Source organism: Bradyrhizobium sp. 61 (assembly GCF_023073075.1).
GTDB classification, from domain to species: domain Bacteria; phylum Pseudomonadota; class Alphaproteobacteria; order Rhizobiales; family Xanthobacteraceae; genus Bradyrhizobium; species Bradyrhizobium barranii.
Genome location: NZ_JADPIU010000067.1, coordinates 177,456 through 194,502, shown reverse-complemented (window position 1 = coordinate 194,502; position 17,047 = coordinate 177,456). Strand labels below are relative to the sequence as shown.

The following is a 17,047-nucleotide window of genomic DNA, read 5'->3' as shown; positions in this document are numbered from 1 at the left end:
ATGGTAGCGCAAGTGCCTGGAGCCTTCCGCTCCGCGGGAAGCAGAATGGGCCTCGAGATTCCGGGTTTGACGCGCTTTCCTCAGGCGAAACCGGCGGCCGCTTCGCGCGAAACGCTCTAAGGCTTCAAATTCGGCGGCAGCGGCGGATCCTCGCGCATCAGCGTGATCGTCACCCGCCGGTTGGCCGCGAGCGAGGGATCGTCCGGAAACAGCGGCTGGGTGTCCGCCTTGCCGGCGACGGCGAAGATGTGGGACGGCGGCAGGCCCTCGCGTTCGAGGATCTGACGCACCGCGTTGGCGCGATCGGCCGACAGGTCGAAGGCGCCATAGTCGCTGCGGGTCGGCACGAATCCGGCCGCGGTGTGGCCGGCGATGGAGACACGGAGCGGCGTTGCCTTCAGCGGGATCGCGAGCTTCTCGATCAGGCGGCGGGTGCGGTCATACGGCACCTTGGAGCCGTCGGCGAACATCGAGCGGCCATCCTGGTCGACGATCTCCAGGTTGAGCCCCTGCTTGGTCTCCTCGAACATGATGTGCTTGGACATCTCGGTCAGTTCCGGCATGTCCTGCAACGCCTGGCGCAGCGAGGCCGCGGCGAGCGCAAAGTTGCGGTCGACCTTGATCTTCGCGCCCGACGTGCGGTCGCGGTCCTCCTGATCCGGCGTCGGCGTGTTGGAGGCGTCCTCGGGCTGGATGTGGTCGACATTCTTCAGCCGCGGGCGGGTCGGCAGGCCGTCGGACTCGACGATACCGGCGTAGCGCGCCTCGCTCTGCACGCCGAATGCGTCGCGCATGGAGCCGGCAACGATCTTCAGCTTGTTGGCGTCCTGGGTCGAGAACGCGACGAGCATCACGAAGAAGCTCATCATCAGGCCCATCAGGTCGGCGAAGGTCACGAACCAGCCGTGACCGCCACCGTGAGCATCGCCGCGCTTCTTCTTGGCCATCTCTCGAGATCCCGGGCGGCGGCTTTACGCCGGCACCGGCTCGCCTTCGGCGTGACGATGCTTCTCCGGCAAATAGGCCAGCAGCATTTCGCGCACGAGCGTCGGGCTCTTGGAGTCACGGATCATCAGGATGCCGTCGATGATCAGCGTGCGGTTGGTTTCCTCGTCGAGCAGCTTGCCGTGCAGCTTGTCGGCGATCGGCAGACAGAACAGGTTCGCGACGAGCGCACCGTACAGGGTTGCGAGCAGCGCGGTCGCCATGAACGGGCCGAGCTTGGAGGGATCGGTCATGTTGGCGAACATCTGCACCATGCCGATCAGGGTGCCGATCATGCCGAAGGCCGGAGCGCAGTCGCCGATGGCGCGGTAGATCTTGCTGCCTTCGTCGAGGTGCATGAGGAAGTTGTCGCGGTCGCGCTCGAGATTGTCGCGGATGAAGTCGAGGTCGTAGCCGTCGGCGACGTAGCGGATGCCCTTGGCCAGGAACGGCTCGTCGGTCTCGACCTTTTCGAGGCCGACCGGGCCCTGCTTGCGGGCGATCTCGGCGATGCGGGCGAGCTCGTCGACGAGGTCGTGCGCCGACAGGCGGCTCATGGTGAAAGCGAACTTGGCGCCGAGCGGAAGGCCGTGCAGGAGCGCGCTGAGCGGAAAGCGGATCATGGTGGCCGAGACCGAGCCGCCGAAGATGATGATCATGGCATGTTCGGAGATGAACATGTGGAGGTCGCCGCCCATGAAGATCATCGCCGTAATGACGATGATGCCCGCAATGAGCCCGACGCTCGTCATGATATCCATGGGACACTCCAACGCGAACGCAACAACGGCCGTCCTGGCCGCTGGCGCGGCCCAACCCTGAACCGCATCGGAAACCCTAGAGTGCCCCCCTTAAAGCCGCGTAAAGGTTAAGTTGAGCCGGGGCGCCAGACCGGCGCAGCGCGCTGACAGGACGCCGGCTTTGCCCGCGACCGGCAGGAATCTCAATACTTCGCTAACCATGATCGCGGGGCGCCAGGACGGCAGCTCAGGACGAAAGCCCGGTCAGCTCGAGGCTGAGTGCGCGCAGGAGCCTGCGTGCGCCGGCATCGTAGGCCTGCGGATTGGCGCGGGTCTCGTTCATGCCGTTGAAGAACAGTCCGCTCTTGCCGGCGACATCGTCGCCTTCGACGAGGTGCAGGATCGCCGCACCGCCCTGCTCCACCGTCGAGATCGGCGTGATGCCGCCGGCGCGCACCATCGTGGTGTTCATGTAGGTCGCCGGATGTAGCGCGTTGACGGTGATGCCCATGCGCTTCAATTCCTCCGCGAAATCGATGGTGAACATGATCTGCGCGAGCTTGCTCTGGGCGTAGGCGCGTGAACCGCTGTAGCCCTTGCTGATCATGACGTCGTCGAAATCGATCGGATGCTGACCGAGGGAGGCAACATTGACGACGCGCGAAGGTGCCGCGGACGTCAACAGCGGCAGCAGCAAGTGCGCAAGCAGGAAGCCCGAGAGGTAATTCACCGCAAAGCGCAGTTCGTAGCCGTCGGGACTCTCCTGACGTTGCGGTCCGTCGTTCTGCGAGCCGATGCCGGCGTTGCTAACGAACACATCGAGACGCTGGTGATCGCGGAGAACGGCCGCGGCGAGCTCTCGCGTGCCTGACATCGACGACAAGTCGGCCTGGTAGAATGTCGGCGCGGCGTGGCCGGCCTGCACGATCTGGTCGATCAGCGCCTTCGCGCGCACGGCATCGCGGCCGTGGAGCAGGACCCTCGCACCTGCTTCGGCCAGCCGGCGCGCGACGTGACGGCCGACGCCGTCCGTCGAACCGGTGATCAGGACGGTTTTGCCAGTCATCTTCATTGTGCGTCCTCCGACTGCGGCCCTGCGCCACATCCGCGACGAGAGATCATGCAGTATTCTATCGCCGGGCGGCATGCTCCATCGCAGGAGCCGTTTTGCCATGTTGACGCTGTTCGGTCTTCTCACCGCGCTGCCCGCGGTACTGGCGCTCCACCTGCTCGAGCCAGGGCTCGTCCTGCCGGCGTTCAGCGTCTTGCTGTTTGTCGAGGCGGGCTTTGCCGTGATCGCAGCGCGCTTGATTCATGTCCCAGATAACGCCGAAAACATCACCCTCTGGGATCTCGCCGGCGGCTTCACCCTGATCGGATGCGCCGCCGCAGTCTTCGGCGAGCCGGATCAGGCCGCCCTGTTTCTGACGGAACAGGGCGGCCCACGGCCGGCAACGCGGCCCTAAGTCGTTCGGTCGCCCGTTAGTGAATCTCCGCCGAGCGCTTCAGCGCGGCCTTCAGCTTCTCCAGCGAGAAGTCGGGGCTGCGCGCGATCTCCAGGATCGGCGTCTCGCGGCGGCCACAGAGTTCGGCAGCCTCGGGAAGCTTTGCGGCGATGTCGAGCGGGATCACGATCGCGCCGTGCTGGTCGGCGTGGATCAGGTCGTCGGATTTCACGGTCATGCCGGCGACGCGCACCTCGCCACCAAAACTTTCCGCATGCACCCAGGCATGCGACGGGCCGATCGAGCCGGCCAGCGCCTGAAAGCCCGGGGCCCATTGCGGGATGTCGCGAATAGAGCCGTCGGTGACGACGCCGAGGCAGCCGAGCGCCTTGTGCACGTTGCTCTGCACCTCGCCCCAGAACGCGCCGTAGCCGACGTCGGGACCGTCAATGTCCTGGATCACCGAGATGCGCGGACCGTGGCCGGTGCCGACATATTCGTAATATTCGATGCGGCGCCTGGACTGCTCTTCGGCCGGCAGCGAGGACTTCAGCACCGAGCGGATCGCAACCGTGCGGGCATAGCCAACGATCGGCGGCAGGTCGGGAAACGGGCAGACCAGTTGCTTGGTGGTGTAGCCGATCAACCGGCGCTCCGGCGCCACGATCTCCATGGCATTGCAGATCGTCGGGGTGTCATAGCGGCCCAGCGCTTCGAGGACGGAAGCGGGCAGCGGCCCGGTCGCTTTATCAGTCACGGCGTTCTCTCCCAGATTGGCGGCCGCTGTTGGCGCGGTGCCGCCGGCACAGGGCGATATAGCCGAGATCGGGCTTCAACCCAACTCGGCCGCCTTCATGGCAGATATCCGCGAAAACCGCTCAGTGCATGATCCGGAAAAGTGCGCAGCGGTTTTCCGAAAAGATCATGCTCAAACAACAACCTAAAGCGCGATGACGATTCAGCCAAATCTCATTGCGCTTTAGTGCAGCCGTCCGGGCCGGTCGTCGTCGTCGTGCGGCGGCTCCGACAAATTGGCCAGCGTCGGCGCCGAAGGCGGCGACGGGACCTCGCCTCCGGACGGCGCGGTGGCCGCCATCGCGCGCGCCTGGTCGCGGTAGGATTTGTAGCCGAGCGGCAAACCGAGCAGATACAGTACCGTGCCGATCGACAGCACGTGCCAGGGATAGGCGATCAGGATAGCGATGAAGACGATCACCGCGACGAACGCCGGCAGCACCAACTCGGGCGGCACGCGCATGCGCTTGGTCTTGCCGGAGAATACCGGCAGGCGCGACACCATCAGGAAGGCGATCAAGAGCGTATAGGCCGCCGTCACCGCCGCGGGCAGCCGGCCGAGATCGAGAAACGCGACGTAGATCGGCAGCAGCACCGTGATCGCGCCGGCCGGCGCCGGCACACCGGTGAAGAAATTGGCGGCGAAGGCCGGCTTGTTCGGATCGTCCATGGTGGCGTTGAAGCGCGCGAGCCTCAAGCCCCCGGAGATCGCGAACACCATGGCGGCGATCCAGCCGGCATTGCCGAGCTCATGCAGCTGCCAGAAGTACAGCATCAGGCCGGGCGCGACGCCGAAATTGACGAAGTCGGCGAGGCTGTCGAGCTCGGCGCCGAACTTGGACTGGCCCTTGATCATGCGTGCGACGCGACCATCGATGCCGTCGAGCGCGGCCGCGAACACGATGGCGTAGACCGCGAGCGTCATCCGCCCCTCGATCGACAGCCGGATCGAGGTCAGGCCGGCGCAAATCGCCAGCAGCGTGATGACGTTGGGCACCAGCATCCGCACCGGGATCGGGCGGAACCGCCGGCGGCGCACGTCAGGATCTTTGAAATCGTAGGGGGTCATGGATTACCTCAAGGCGAGATATAGCAAGCCCCGTCCCCCTCCGCCATTGCGGCGGAAGGCCCTGATGCACCTACCAATGGTTAATTGGCGCGGTAGGCGCGGCTTGGGTCGTCCCCGGCAAGATCGGCCAAAATCGTCTCTCCGGCGATCGCGGTCTGCCCTTCCGACACCAGCGCCTTGGTACCCAGGGGCAAATAGACGTCGAGGCGCGAGCCGAAGCGGATCAGGCCAAACCGCTCGCCCGCCCCGATCGCCTGCCCTTCCCTGACGAAGCAGACGATGCGCTTGGCGACGAGCCCCGCGATCTGGATCACGCCGATCTTGGCCGTCGGCGTCGTGATCACGAGCGAATTGCGCTCATTGTCCTCGCTCGCCTTGTCGAGCTCGGCGTTGATGAACAGGCCCGGCCGGTAGGCGATGCGGTCCACCCTGCCCGCGATCGGGCTACGGTTCACGTGGCAGTTGAACACGCTCATGAACACCGAGATGCGCGGCAGCGGCCGGTCGCCGAGCCCGAGCTCGGCCGGCGGCAGCGCCATAGTGATCATCGAGACGCGGCCGTCGGCCGGCGACACCACGAGCCCCTCGCGCACCGGCGTCACGCGCACGGGGTCGCGGAAGAACAGCGCGCACCACACGGTCAGGATCGTGCCGATCCACCCGAGCGGCGACCACAGCCAGAACAGGATCAGGCTTGCCAGCGCAAAGCCGCCAATGAAGGGATAGCCCTCCTTGTGGATCGGCGGGATCTGACGCTGGATCGAATCGAGGATGGACATCGCTATCTGCCGCCTGGGGAGTTGATGGCGCCGGGTCGCCCCCGCGCGGTGGAGTTGTTTAGGCCAGAGTTGGGACCCGAGACAAGGTCACTCCGCGGCCGCCGATGTCGCGAGGGCGTCATCGACCGGCGGCGGCTCCCGGTTGGGCGCCTCGCTGGAATCCGCCATCTTGGCCAGTTTCTCGCGTGCCGCCTCGGCCTCGCGCTGCCTGTTCCACATGCTGGCATAGAGGCCGCCCTGCACGAGCAGCTTGGCGTGGGTGCCCCGCTCGGCGATCCGGCCCTGGTCCAGCACGATGATCTCGTCGGCGCCGACGATGGTAGACAGCCGGTGCGCGATCACCAGCGAGGTGCGGTTCTTCGACACGCGGTCGAGCGCGCCCTGGATCTCGTGCTCGGTGTGGGTGTCGAGCGCCGAGGTCGCCTCGTCCAGCACCAGGATCGGCGGCGCCTTGAGCACGGTGCGCGCGATGGCGACGCGCTGCTTCTCGCCGCCGGACAGCTTCAGGCCGCGCTCGCCGACCTGGGTCTCGTAACCCATCGGCGCCATGCGGATGAAATGGTCGATCTGCGCCAGCCGCGCCGCCTCTTCGACCTCGGCATCATCGGCATCCCAGCGGCCGTAGCGGATGTTGTAGCGGATGGTATCGTTGAACAGCACCGTATCCTGCGGCACCATTCCGATCGAGGCGCGCAGTGAATCCTGCGTGACCTCGCGGATGTCCTGGCCGTCGATCAGTATCTTGCCGCCGGAGACGTCGTAGAGACGGAACAACAGACGCGAGATGGTCGACTTGCCCGCACCGGACGGGCCAACGATCGCGACCGTCTTGCCGGCGGGCACCTCGAAGCTGATGCCCTTGAGGATCGGCCGCGTCGGCTCATAGGCAAAGCGCACGTCGTCGAAACGCACGATGCCGGCGGAGATGACCAGCGGCTGCGCATCGGGCATGTCCTTGATCTCGGCCTCGCGTCCGATCACGCCAAACATCTTCTCGATGTCGATGATGGCCTGCTTGATCTCGCGATAGACCATGCCCATGAAATTCAGCGGCTGGTAGAGCTGGATCATCATGGCATTGACCAGCACGAAATCGCCGACCGTGTTGGTGCCGTTGCGCACGCCGATCGCGCACATCAGCATGGTCGCGGTCAGCCCGAGCGTGAAGATCACGGCCTGGCCGGTGTTGAGCACCGCGAGCGAGGTATAGGCCTGAACGCTCGACTCCTCGTAGCGCGCGACCGACTTGTCGTAACGCTGCGCCTCGCGCGTCTCCGCGCTGAAATATTTCACGGTCTCGTAGTTGAGCAGCGAGTCGATTGCCTTGGTGTTCGCCTCGGTGTCGGAATCATTCATCTTGCGGCGGATGCCGATCCGCCACTCGGTCGCGATGTAGGTGTAGTACATGTAGACCGCGACCGTGATCAGCGTCGCGACCACGTAGCGCCAGTCGAACTGCCACAGCAGCACCGCAAGCAGCAGCGTGACCTCGACGATGGTCGGGATCAGCTGCAGGATCACCATGCGCACGATGACCTCGATACCCTCGCGGCCGCGCTCGAGCACGCGCGTCAGGCCGCCGGTCTTGCGCTCGAGGTGAAAGCGCAGCGACAGCTCGTGCATGTGGATGAAGGTGATGGTGGCGAGCTTGCGCACCGCATGCATGGCGACGCGAGCGAAGATGCCGTCGCGCCATTGCGTCAGCACCGCCATCAGGATGCGCGTCACGCCATAGCTTGCGGTCAGCAGCAATGGCGAGGCGATCACCCAGAGGTGCCAGTTGTCGGGCTGCACCGGTGCGGTGTTGGCGCCGGTCAACGCATCCGTCGCCCATTTGAAGCTGAACGGCACGGTCAACGTGATCAGCTTGGCGGCGAGCAGCAGCACCATCGACCAGACCACCCGCATCTTCAGGTCGAAACGGTCGCCCGGCCAGATATAGGGCCACAGATGCGCCAGCGTGCCCATCAGCGTGGCTCGCTCCAGCGATCCCCCTGCGGGAGGATCGGGAACGTCTGCGCCGTCGAACGATTGAGGTTGGTCCATCAAGAAGCCTGAAAGCCCGCCGGGTGCGGGCAGCGTTACGATTTGCGGTTTTCGCCCGTCATATAGAGCCTTCCCGATGCCAGCGCACCCCGCCAGATGGCGAATCTTTGATTGTTTGTCGCCATTTACCGGTAGATTTCCGGGTGATCCGAATCACCGATTGGGCTTGACGCCCCTGCGCTGCAATGCATCATGGCACCAATGAGCACGATCAAAACTGTCTGCGTCTATTGCGGCTCCGGCCCAGGAACCAATCCCAGCTTCACCGAAGGCGCCAAGGCGTTCGGCAAGGCTCTCGCCGAGAACAACGTCCGCCTGGTCTATGGCGGCGGCTCGCTCGGCCTGATGGGCTCGGTCGCGACCTCCGTGCTCGATCACGGCGGCACCGTCACCGGCATCATTCCTGAATTCCTCCGGAAGCGCGAGAACGCGCTGACCCGCGTGCAGGAGATGATCGTCACCCCCGACATGCACGAGCGCAAGCGGCTGATGTTCGAGCGCTCCGACGCCTTCGTGGCGCTGCCGGGCGGCGTTGGCACGCTCGAAGAGCTGGTGGAGCAGCTGACCTGGAAACAGCTCGGCCGTCACGCCAAGCCGGTGCTGCTAGCCAACATCGACAATTTCTGGGAGCCGCTGTTTTCGCTGCTGTCGCACATGCGCCAGACCGAGTTCATCCGCGCCGGCCTTTCGGTCGACATCCTCAAGGCCGATCGCGTCGAGGATATTCTGCCGAAGCTGAAAGCGGCAGCGGCACAGATCGCCGAATCTGAAACGCAGCTCGCCCCGGAAGTGGCGCGCAAGCTCTAGCGCCTTACTCCGCCGGAAACGTCACCGCCTCGATCCGGTTGCCATCGGGATCGGTCACGAAGGCCGCGTAGTAGCGCACGCGGTCATGCGGACGGATGCCTGGCGCGCCGTCGGACGCACCGCCGGCGGACAGCGCCGCGGCGTGAAACGCATCGACCTCGGCCGTCGTCTTCGCCCGCAAACAGATGTGCACGCCGCTCTCCGCTGCCACGCGCGGCATCCCCTCGCGCAGATTGATCCAGAACTCGGGATAGGTCTTGCCGAAGCCGACCGTCCGCGGCCGCACGACGAGCCGCGCGAGCCCAAGGGCGGCGAGCGTGGTCTCGTAGAATTTTGCGGAGCGATCGAGATCGGTGACGCCGACGGAGATGTGGTCGATCATATACCGTACTCCCTCCCCTCGTCATTGCGAGCGAAGCGAAGCAATCCAGAGTCCCTCCGCGGAACGATTCTGGATTGCTTCGTCGCTTCGCTCCTCGCAATGACGGCGTTTGTGGCCGCGCCGTCCCTTACGTAGCCGTCCCTTACGCCGGCGCCCCCGACTTCACCAGCTTGTAGATCACCGAGTCCATCAGTGCCTGGAACGAGGCGTCGATGATGTTCGGGGACACGCCGACCGTGGTCCAGCGATCGCCGTTCTCGTCCTCGCTCTCGATCAGCACGCGCGTGACCGCGCCGGTGCCGCCGTTGAGGATACGGACGCGGTAGTCGATCAGCGTCAGGCCCTCGATGTACTTCTGGTACTTGCCGAGATCCTTGCGCAGCGCGACGTCGAGCGCGTTGACGGGGCCGTTGCCTTCGGCGGCCGAGATCAAACGCTCGCCGGCGACGTCGACCTTGACCACTGCAAGCGCGACGGTGACGCGCTCGCCGTGCGAATTGTAGCGCTGCTCGACATTGACGTCGAACTGCTCGACCTCGAAATAATGCGGCACCTTGCCGAGCGTCCGCCGCGCCAGCAGATCGAACGAGGCGTTGGCGGATTCATAGGCGTAGCCGGCAGCCTCACGCTCCTTCAATTCCTCGACCAGCCGCGTCAGCTTGGGATCGCTCTTCTCGTAGGCAATGCCGGCCCGGTCGAGCTCGGCGATGACGTTGGAGCGTCCGGCCTGGTCTGACACCAGCACCTTGCGATGATTGCCGACCAATTCCGGCAGCACATGCTCGTAGGTCTGCGGGTCCTTCAGCACGGCGGAAGCATGAATGCCGGTCTTGGTGACGAAGGCGCTCTCGCCGACATAGGCCGCATGCCGGTTCGGCACGCGGTTGAGCATGTCGTCGAGCGTGCGCGAAACCTTGACGAGAGTTGCGAGCTTTTCGGGCGTGACGCTGATCTCGAAGGCGTCGGAAAACTCCTTCTTGAGCTTCAGCGTCGGGATCAGCGAGCACAGATTGGCGTTGCCGCAGCGCTCGCCAAGGCCGTTCAAGGTGCCCTGGATCTGCCGCGCCCCGGCCCGCACCGCGGCCAGCGAATTCGCCACCGCCTGCTCGGTGTCGTTATGGGCGTGGATGCCGACATGGTCGCCCGGGATGTGCTTCGTCACCTCGGCGACGATCGCTTCGATCTCGTTCGGCATGGTGCCGCCATTGGTGTCGCACAGCACCACCCAGCGCGCGCCGGCCTCATAGGCGGCCTTGGCGCAGGCGAGCGCGAAGGTTGAATCCTCCTTGTAGCCGTCGAAGAAGTGCTCGCAGTCGAGCATGACCTCGCGGCCCGCGGCCTTCGCCGCCGCGACGCTGTCGCGGATCGACGCCAGATTTTCTTCCTTCGTCGTCTCCAGCGCGACGCGCACCTGATAGGCCGAGGACTTCGCCACGAAGCAGATCGCATCGGCCTTCGCTTCAAGGAGCCCGGCCACGCCGGGATCGTTGGAGACCGAGCGCCCTGCCCGGCGCGTCATGCCGAAGGCGGTGAAGCGCGCATGCTTCAGTTTGGGCTTGGTGCCGAAGAACTCGGTGTCGGTCGGATTGGCGCCGGGATAGCCGCCCTCGACATAGTCGATGCCGAGATCGTCGAGCATCGCCGCGATGACCTGCTTGTCGGTCAGGGTGAAATCGACGCCGTTGGTCTGCGCGCCGTCGCGCAGCGTGGTGTCGAACAGGTAAAGGCGCTCCTTGCTCATTGTGCGGCTCCGAGCGTCTTCTTCATCGTGGTGTTGGCGAGCCACTCGTCGTTGATGGTGATGCTGTTGCGCTGCATGGCGACATAGCCGCGCTTTGCGAAGAAGTTTTGCGCGGTGTCGCTGGCATCGACCGACAGGCTGGTCGCGCCACGGCCGCCGGCGAGCTTCTCCAGCGCGTCCACCAGCATCGTCGCGATGCCCTGACCGGTCACGGCGGGATGCACATAGAGCATATGGATGTGATCGGCCCCGCGCAGCGAGGCGAAGCCGACGGGCGAGCCCTCCAGCGTGGCGACCAGCGTGAGATCGGCCGCGAGCCGCTTGCCGAACTCTTCGGTTTCCGCCGCTTCCATCCAGGCCTGCTGCTGCGCCTCGTTGTAGTCTTCGCCGGTCAGCTCCTCGATGCTTGCCGTGAAGATCGCGGCGAGAACCGGCACGTCATCAGGCAGGAACGGCCGCAAGCCGGGTTTTGGCAAAGTCTGTCCCATCGTCTTCACCACATCCCATAGAGTTTCAGCGCCAGCGCCACGGCGGCCGCGAGCAGCAGGATCTTCAGCGCGATGTAATAGAGCCAGTGCCGCGGAAAAGGCGTGTCGGGTCGCTTCATCGCGCGACCTCCCAGGTCGTCCCGTCCTTGGAGTCCTTGATCGCAACGCCCATCGCGGCAAGCAGATCGCGAATGCGGTCGGACTCTTTGAAGTCCTTGCGGCTACGGGCGGCCGTCCGCTCCGAGATCAGGCGCTCGACTTCCCTGGCATCGACCCCGCTGGCCTGCTGCTTGCGCCCTTCCCACTGCGCGGCGCTTTCGGAAAGGAAGCCGAGCAGGTGCAACGAGCCCGCCAGCGCGCCCACGTCGCTGCCACGCAGGCCATGCAGCGCCGCGATCGCCAGCGGCGTGTTGAGGTCATCGAGCAACGGCTCGACCACGGACGCGGCCGGCTGGCCGGGCTCGGCGTCGGCCGCGACCCGATACCAGTCGTCGAGCGTCCTGGCGCTCTCCTCCAGCGACTTCAGGGTCCAGTCGATCGGCGAGCGGTAATGCGTCTTCAGCATGTTCAGGCGCAGCACCTCCCCCGGCCAGTCCGCGAGCAGCTCGTGGATGGTGACGAAGTTGCCGAGCGACTTCGACATCTTCTCACTCTCGACCTGGAGGAAGCCGTTGTGCATCCAGTAGTTCGCCATACGCTGCTGATGAAAGGCGCAGCAGGTTTGCGCGACCTCGTTCTCGTGATGCGGAAACACGAGGTCGATACCGCCGCCGTGGATGTCGAAATACTCGCCGAGATGCTTCCAGGCCATGGCCGAGCACTCGATGTGCCAGCCCGGGCGTCCCTGCGCGGTGATCCCGGCCGGCGACGGCCATGCCGGCTCACCCGGCTTGGACGGCTTCCACAGCACGAAGTCGGTATTGTCCTTCTTGTAGGGCGCGACGTCGACGCGGGCGCCGGCGATCATCTCGTCCAGCGAGCGATTGGACAGCGCGCCATAGCGCGGCAACTCGGAATTGGCCGCGTTCATCGCCTGCGGCGAGAACAGCACGTGATCCTCGGCTGCATAGGCAAAGCCGCCCTTGATGAGCCTTTCGATGATCTCGCGCATCTCGCCGATGTGCTCGGTCGCGCGCGGCTCGACGCTCGGCCGAAGCGCCCCGAGCGCGTCGACGTCGGCGTGAAACTGCTTGCCGGTCTGCTCGGTGACCTTGCGGATCGCCTCGTTGAGCGGGAGCCCCGGAAAATCGCGCGCGGCGCGGTCGTTGATCTTGTCGTCGACGTCGGTGATGTTGCGGACATACGTCACGTGCGCCTCGCCATAGAGATGGCGCAGCAGCCGAAACAGCACGTCGAACACGATCACCGGCCGCGCATTGCCGATATGGGCGAAGTCGTAGACGGTCGGTCCGCAGACATACATGCGGACGTTCTTCGCATCGAGCGGCACGAAGGTGCGCTTGTCCCGGCTCAGCGTATCGTAAAGGCGCAATTCCATATGGATACCCGTCGGCTGATGGCCGGGCGTCCGAGGCTCTCAATGTTTTTGAGAAAAGACGGCTCCAGCCAGCGAATCGCTAGCTCGTAATCTCGCGGCAAATGCCACAAATGGCGAGGAGACCGTTCATGCGGGAACATATGGGCTATCAGGCGCCCCCGCGTCAAGAGAGCCGCGAAAACGCCGTTTTATCTCCGCAAAGCGCGGCCGTCCCGCCTTGATGGTTCATCATCCTTAACCTTTTGAGTTTACTTGGAACCCGGCGGTTCCCTAAAGCCCCGGTGCACCCATGCGATCCCTGCTCGCGCTCGTCTCTTGTGCCTCCATCATCGCGGCATCCAGCGCGCTCGCCGAGACCCGCGTCTTCATCATCGCCAACCAGGCGGACGGCTACGGTGTCGACCAGTGCCTCGCCAAGGGTGAGAAATGCGGCGCACAGGTCGCGCGCACCTATTGCCAGTCACGCGATTTTGCCCAGGCCTCGGCCTACCGCCGCGTCGATCCCGACGAAATTACCGGCTCTGTCCCCAAAACTGGCGCAAACTGCTCCCATGGCCATTGCGACGAATATGTCGCAATCACCTGCCAGCGCTGAATTCCCTCGGAGCTGGCGGACCTTAGGACCAGTTTTCGGCCCCTGAAACGACGTGACGATGCCGCAGGAAGCGGCTATTGGAGGGCGCGCGTCGGCCCCCAAAATCACGCTGGGCCGTGACCTCGCTAGAATGGCGGATATGCCTGAATTTTTGTCTCTCTCCCGTGCTCGCTCCATCCTTGCCTGCACCGTGCTTCTGAGCACGGTCGTGCTCGCCAACGGTGCTTTCGCGCAAGCCGGCCCGCCCGGCCCGCCGCCTCAGCCCGGCCAGAACGGGCTTGGCCCCAATCCGATGTGCGTGCGGCTGGAAGGCCAGCTCGCCGGGCTCGATCGTGGCGGCGGCGGTGGCGACCCCGCGCGCGAAGACCAGATCCGCCGCTATCAGGATTCCCAAGCCAAGCAACAGGCCGAGCTCGACCGCGTCACCATGCAGGCCAAGCGCATGGGCTGCGATTCCTCCGGCTTCTTCTCACTGTTCAACGGCCAGTCGGCGCAATGCGGCCCGGTCAACACCCAGATCCAGCAGATGCGCGCCAATCTGGACCAGATCACCGGCAATCTCGAACGCCTGCGCGGCGGCGGCCCCGGCGGCTTCAGCCCGGAGCGCGACAACCAGCGCCGCTCGGTGCTGGCGGCGCTGGCGCAGAACAATTGCGGCCCGCAATATGCCAACGCCGCGCAATCGCAAGGCGGCGGCAACTTCCTGAACAATCTGTTCGGCGGCGGCGGCAACAACCCCAACAATCCGCAAGGCGTGCCGCCCTCCGATCTCGGACCGCAATCCGGCACCTACCGCACCGTGTGCGTGCGCACCTGCGATGGCGCCTATTTCCCGGTCTCGTTTGCCACCGTGCCGGCGCGCTTCCCCGACGACGAGAAGACCTGCAAGGCGCTGTGCCCGGCCGCGGAAGCCGTGCTCTACACCCATCGCAATCCCGGCGAGGACATGAACTCCGCGGTCTCCACCAGCGGCCAGCCCTACACGGCGCTGCCGACCGCGTTCAAATTCCGCAGCGAGTTCAACCCGTCCTGCTCCTGCAAGGCCGCGGGCCAGACCTGGGCCGACGCGCTGAAATCCGCCGACGACAAGGCGGCGGCCGAGCAGCAGGGTGACATCATCGTCACCGAGGAGAGCGCCAAGAAGATGCAGCAGCAGCGGCTCAACAAGGGCACGCCTGCGACTGCCAAGAAGGGCGCGGCTCCCGCGCCGACGACGGCCAGCGCGCCGGCTGCGGCCGCGCCTGCTGATACCGGCACGGCCCCCCCGTCGTCGGAGAACAAGCCGATCCGCTCGGTCGGTCCGACGTTCCTGCCGCAGCAGCAGAAGTAGGCTCTAACCCGTCATGCCCCGCGAAGGCGGCCGCCAGGTGCGGCCGTTTCGCTGTTACTGCTTACCCTCGCGGCTCCACGGGAAGAGATTGGCCGGAAAGTCCGCTGCGTAGCGCTTTCCCTTCGGGGGCGGGGGCGGCTCGTCCGGTGGATTCGGATTCGGCTCGACCACCCGCCGATAGAGGTGCCAGGTGGCATGACCGAGCACCGGCAGGACGACAGCGAGACCGACGAAGAACGGCAGCGAGCCGATCACGAGCAGCGCCGCGACGATGAGGCCCCATCCGGCCATCGCAACCGGATTTGCGGCCACTGCTCGGAGCGACGTGCGGATCGCGTCGATCGCAGTCGCATGCCGGTCGAGCATCAACGGAAACGACACGACGCTGACGCACAAGGCCACAACCGCAAACAGGAAGCCACAACCGCAACCGACGATGATGAGCGACCAGCCCTCCGGTGTCGTCAGCACGCGCGTTGCGAAGTCGGGAATGCTTGCGGCCGCCGCGTGACCGAAGATCGTGACATAGATTGCGTTCGCGACACCGATCCAGGCCCCGAACAGGACCAGCAGGAGCACGCCGAGCTCGACCATGGCGCCGAACGACGGTGCGCGCAGCACCTTGATCGCATCCCATGCATCGACCTCCTCGCCGCGCTCGCGACGCCGGCTGAGTTCATAGAGACCGATCGCGGCAAAAGGGCCGATCAAGGCAAAGCCGGCAGCCAGCGGAAACAGGAGCGGCAGCACCGAATAGCCGAGAACCATCCTGAACAGGACGAGACCGAGAACGGGATAAATCACGCACACGACGATCGCGTGGCTCGGCATCGCCTGGAAATCCTCCCAACCCAGGCGTAGGGCCTCGGTCAGGTCGGACAAGCTGATCTTGCGAATGGGGTAGGAGGCCGCTTCGCCGAACAGGTGCCGCTTTATGATGTTGTCGGGATAAAGAGTGGCCATGGACACACCCTCCTCTGCTGAAAGTCGCGGCGGCAAACGGCGCGCTTTCCGGCCGCGCGTATCCGCCCTTATGTGCGGGAGACGCGATCGAGCCGAGTACGGCAGTTCCAGGCTCAACGAGGAAGGAGCTTAGCCGGACGAAACCCGTCGCGACCTGCGCCCCGAGCTTAGCGCGCGCGATCTGGAATGACCAGCGCTCCCGGCGGGGTGAATTGTGCGTCGCATATTTTGTGCGATGCATCACATCGAGAATGCGACTGACGCTCGCCAGCTTGCACGGCAACATGGATCGCCCACGCCGCCTAAGCGTGTTGACATGCTATTGACGCCGGGTTCGCGGGGGATCATTTTAAAAGTCTGGACGCCCCCAGCGGTCGCGGTGTTCCTCTTGAATATCGCGACCGGTTGAATGGGCGAGGCAAGAGGCGCGGTGATGGCGCATATGTCAGCATAGATGTCCGCGTAGAGAAAGTCCGCCATCGCGACAGACGTGAGCTCCGCCCTGGATTCGTATCCGTAGCCTTCGATGGCAAGGATGGATCAGGATGGCTGTCGCACTGATACTGCTTCTGGTCGCGATCGGCTCGGTGCTGTTTCACCTCTACAGCCCGTGGTGGTGGACGCCGATCGCCACGAACTGGGCCTATATCGACCACACCATCAGCATCACGTTCTGGATCACGGGCTTCGTTTTCGTCGCGGTCATCGCCTTCATGGCCTATTGCGTCTTCCGCTTTCACCACAAAGAGGGAAGACGGGCCGACTACAATCCGGAAAACAAAAAGCTCGAATGGTGGCTGAGCGTCGGGACCGGCGTCGGCGTCGCCGCCATGCTCGCGCCCGGTCTCGTGGTCTGGCACCAGTTCGTGACGGTGCCTGCGGATGCCACCGAGGTCGAAGTCATGGGCCAGCAATGGCAATGGAGCTTCCGCCTTCCGGGCAAGGATGGGCGGCTGGGCACATCCGATGTCCGCAACATCGCTTCCGACAATCCGATGGGACTCAATCGTGACGACCCGCACGCGCAGGACGACGTCGTGATCGAGAACGGCGACCTGCACCTTCAAATGGGAAAGCCGGTCAAGGTTCTGCTCCGCTCGGTTGATGTCCTGCACGATTTCTACGTGCCCGAATTCCGCGCCAAGATGGACATGGTCCCTGGCATGGTGACCTACTTCTGGATAACGCCGATCCGAACCGGAACGTTCGATGTTCTATGTGCGGAGCTTTGTGGCGCTGCTCATTATCAGATGCGGGCCAAGGTCATCGTCGACGAAGAGCGTGAATATCACGCTTGGCTGGAGCAACAAAAGACGTTTGCCGAATTGTCGCCGGTAAGAGCTGTCGTGAAGGCGACGTACCAATCCGGTGGCAAGTAGCAGGCT

General features: G+C 64.7%; 16 protein-coding genes and 1 pseudogene. 5 read left to right on the top strand and 12 right to left on the bottom strand.

Annotated features, from left to right (window positions below; genetic code table 11):
• Nucleotides 1-116 precede the first annotated feature (116 nt).
• From IVB46_RS24825 to IVB46_RS24815, 3 genes are all read right to left on the bottom strand, one after another.
• The gene (locus IVB46_RS24825) at nt 117-947 is read right to left on the bottom strand and encodes a flagellar motor protein MotB (RefSeq protein ID WP_014496126.1); all 831 of its coding nucleotides are present in this window, start codon (nt 945-947) and stop codon (nt 117-119) included.
• Nucleotides 948-971: 24 nt separating this feature from the next.
• Nucleotides 972-1,745: a MotA/TolQ/ExbB proton channel family protein gene (locus IVB46_RS24820; RefSeq protein ID WP_028146686.1), complete on the bottom strand. Its 774-nt coding sequence runs from the start codon at nt 1,743-1,745 to the stop codon at nt 972-974.
• A 226-nt stretch (nt 1,746-1,971) separates the two neighbouring features.
• Nucleotides 1,972-2,796: an SDR family NAD(P)-dependent oxidoreductase gene (locus tag IVB46_RS24815; protein WP_247307120.1), complete on the bottom strand. Its 825-nt coding sequence runs from the start codon at nt 2,794-2,796 to the stop codon at nt 1,972-1,974.
• A gap of 100 nt (nt 2,797-2,896) precedes the next feature.
• Between IVB46_RS24815 and IVB46_RS24810 the strand changes: the two genes are divergently transcribed.
• Nucleotides 2,897-3,190: a hypothetical protein gene (locus IVB46_RS24810; protein WP_085404826.1), complete on the top strand. Its 294-nt coding sequence runs from the start codon at nt 2,897-2,899 to the stop codon at nt 3,188-3,190.
• 16 nt (nt 3,191-3,206) lie between these two features.
• On the opposite strand, the gene IVB46_RS24805 is transcribed toward IVB46_RS24810, so the two are convergent.
• From IVB46_RS24805 to IVB46_RS24790, 4 genes and pseudogenes are all read right to left on the bottom strand, one after another.
• Nucleotides 3,207-3,926, bottom strand: a complete 720-nt coding sequence (locus tag IVB46_RS24805; RefSeq protein ID WP_247343670.1) for an RraA family protein — start codon at nt 3,924-3,926, stop codon at nt 3,207-3,209.
• Between the two features lie 222 nt (nt 3,927-4,148).
• Nucleotides 4,149-5,033 (bottom strand): phosphatidylcholine/phosphatidylserine synthase, encoded by an 885-nt coding sequence (locus IVB46_RS24800; protein ID WP_166094396.1) that lies wholly within the window; start codon nt 5,031-5,033, stop codon nt 4,149-4,151.
• 80 nt (nt 5,034-5,113) lie between these two features.
• Nucleotides 5,114-5,833 (bottom strand): annotated as a pseudogene (locus IVB46_RS24795) (phosphatidylserine decarboxylase); the annotation flags it as partial.
• Nucleotides 5,834-5,899: 66 nt separating this feature from the next.
• On the bottom strand, nt 5,900-7,858 hold the full coding sequence (locus IVB46_RS24790) for an ABC transporter ATP-binding protein/permease (RefSeq protein WP_247307115.1): 1,959 nt from the start codon (nt 7,856-7,858) through the stop codon (nt 5,900-5,902).
• A gap of 201 nt (nt 7,859-8,059) precedes the next feature.
• Between IVB46_RS24790 and IVB46_RS24785 the strand changes: the two genes are divergently transcribed.
• Entirely contained in the window at nt 8,060-8,665 is a 606-nt protein-coding gene (locus tag IVB46_RS24785; RefSeq protein ID WP_071915130.1) for a TIGR00730 family Rossman fold protein, read from the top strand.
• Between the two features lie 4 nt (nt 8,666-8,669).
• Here IVB46_RS24785 and IVB46_RS24780 read toward each other — a convergent pair whose 3' ends face one another.
• From IVB46_RS24780 to cysS, 4 genes are all read right to left on the bottom strand, one after another.
• The gene (locus tag IVB46_RS24780) at nt 8,670-9,047 is read right to left on the bottom strand and encodes a VOC family protein (RefSeq protein WP_247307112.1); all 378 of its coding nucleotides are present in this window, start codon (nt 9,045-9,047) and stop codon (nt 8,670-8,672) included.
• Between the two features lie 142 nt (nt 9,048-9,189).
• Nucleotides 9,190-10,788: a citramalate synthase gene (gene cimA / locus IVB46_RS24775; protein WP_247307109.1), complete on the bottom strand. Its 1,599-nt coding sequence runs from the start codon at nt 10,786-10,788 to the stop codon at nt 9,190-9,192.
• The gene (locus IVB46_RS24770) at nt 10,785-11,276 is read right to left on the bottom strand and encodes a GNAT family N-acetyltransferase (RefSeq protein WP_063986451.1); all 492 of its coding nucleotides are present in this window, start codon (nt 11,274-11,276) and stop codon (nt 10,785-10,787) included. Before IVB46_RS24770 ends, cimA begins: the two co-directional genes overlap by 4 nt.
• Before the next feature lie 115 nt (nt 11,277-11,391).
• A complete protein-coding gene (gene cysS / locus IVB46_RS24765) occupies nt 11,392-12,774 on the bottom strand; it encodes a cysteine--tRNA ligase (RefSeq protein WP_247307107.1) in 1,383 nt (460 codons plus the stop codon).
• A gap of 289 nt (nt 12,775-13,063) precedes the next feature.
• On the opposite strand from cysS, the gene IVB46_RS24760 reads away from it, so the two are divergent.
• The gene (locus IVB46_RS24760) at nt 13,064-13,369 is read left to right on the top strand and encodes a hypothetical protein (protein ID WP_063983982.1); all 306 of its coding nucleotides are present in this window, start codon (nt 13,064-13,066) and stop codon (nt 13,367-13,369) included.
• A gap of 130 nt (nt 13,370-13,499) precedes the next feature.
• Nucleotides 13,500-14,699, top strand: a complete 1,200-nt coding sequence (locus IVB46_RS24755) for a DUF2865 domain-containing protein (RefSeq protein WP_071915135.1) — start codon at nt 13,500-13,502, stop codon at nt 14,697-14,699.
• Nucleotides 14,700-14,753: 54 nt separating this feature from the next.
• On the opposite strand, the gene IVB46_RS24750 is transcribed toward IVB46_RS24755, so the two are convergent.
• Nucleotides 14,754-15,662 (bottom strand): DUF2189 domain-containing protein, encoded by a 909-nt coding sequence (locus tag IVB46_RS24750; protein ID WP_166105719.1) that lies wholly within the window; start codon nt 15,660-15,662, stop codon nt 14,754-14,756.
• A gap of 545 nt (nt 15,663-16,207) precedes the next feature.
• Between IVB46_RS24750 and IVB46_RS24745 the strand changes: the two genes are divergently transcribed.
• Nucleotides 16,208-17,041 carry a cytochrome c oxidase subunit II gene (locus tag IVB46_RS24745; RefSeq protein ID WP_247307104.1) on the top strand — a complete coding sequence of 278 codons (834 nt, stop codon included), beginning with the start codon at nt 16,208-16,210 and terminating at the stop codon, nt 17,039-17,041.
• Nucleotides 17,042-17,047 lie beyond the last annotated feature (6 nt).

Excerpts from the sequence above, each read along its gene's own strand:
- IVB46_RS24825 (WP_014496126.1), bottom strand. The coding sequence starts at position 947 with ATGGCCAAGAAGAAGCGCGGCGATGCTCACGGTGGCGGTCACGGCTGG.
- IVB46_RS24820 (WP_028146686.1), bottom strand. The coding sequence starts at position 1,745 with ATGGATATCATGACGAGCGTCGGGCTCATTGCGGGCATCATCGTCATT.
- IVB46_RS24815 (WP_247307120.1), bottom strand. The coding sequence starts at position 2,796 with ATGAAGATGACTGGCAAAACCGTCCTGATCACCGGTTCGACGGACGGC.
- IVB46_RS24810 (WP_085404826.1), top strand. The coding sequence starts at position 2,897 with ATGTTGACGCTGTTCGGTCTTCTCACCGCGCTGCCCGCGGTACTGGCG.
- IVB46_RS24800 (WP_166094396.1), bottom strand. The coding sequence starts at position 5,033 with ATGACCCCCTACGATTTCAAAGATCCTGACGTGCGCCGCCGGCGGTTC.
- IVB46_RS24790 (WP_247307115.1), bottom strand. The coding sequence starts at position 7,858 with ATGGACCAACCTCAATCGTTCGACGGCGCAGACGTTCCCGATCCTCCC.
- IVB46_RS24785 (WP_071915130.1), top strand. The coding sequence starts at position 8,060 with ATGAGCACGATCAAAACTGTCTGCGTCTATTGCGGCTCCGGCCCAGGA.
- IVB46_RS24780 (WP_247307112.1), bottom strand. The coding sequence starts at position 9,047 with ATGATCGACCACATCTCCGTCGGCGTCACCGATCTCGATCGCTCCGCA.
- cimA (WP_247307109.1), bottom strand. The coding sequence starts at position 10,788 with ATGAGCAAGGAGCGCCTTTACCTGTTCGACACCACGCTGCGCGACGGC.
- IVB46_RS24770 (WP_063986451.1), bottom strand. The coding sequence starts at position 11,276 with ATGGGACAGACTTTGCCAAAACCCGGCTTGCGGCCGTTCCTGCCTGAT.
- cysS (WP_247307107.1), bottom strand. The coding sequence starts at position 12,774 with ATGGAATTGCGCCTTTACGATACGCTGAGCCGGGACAAGCGCACCTTC.
- IVB46_RS24760 (WP_063983982.1), top strand. The coding sequence starts at position 13,064 with ATGCGATCCCTGCTCGCGCTCGTCTCTTGTGCCTCCATCATCGCGGCA.
- IVB46_RS24755 (WP_071915135.1), top strand. The coding sequence starts at position 13,500 with ATGGCGGATATGCCTGAATTTTTGTCTCTCTCCCGTGCTCGCTCCATC.
- IVB46_RS24750 (WP_166105719.1), bottom strand. The coding sequence starts at position 15,662 with ATGGCCACTCTTTATCCCGACAACATCATAAAGCGGCACCTGTTCGGC.
- IVB46_RS24745 (WP_247307104.1), top strand. The coding sequence starts at position 16,208 with ATGGCTGTCGCACTGATACTGCTTCTGGTCGCGATCGGCTCGGTGCTG.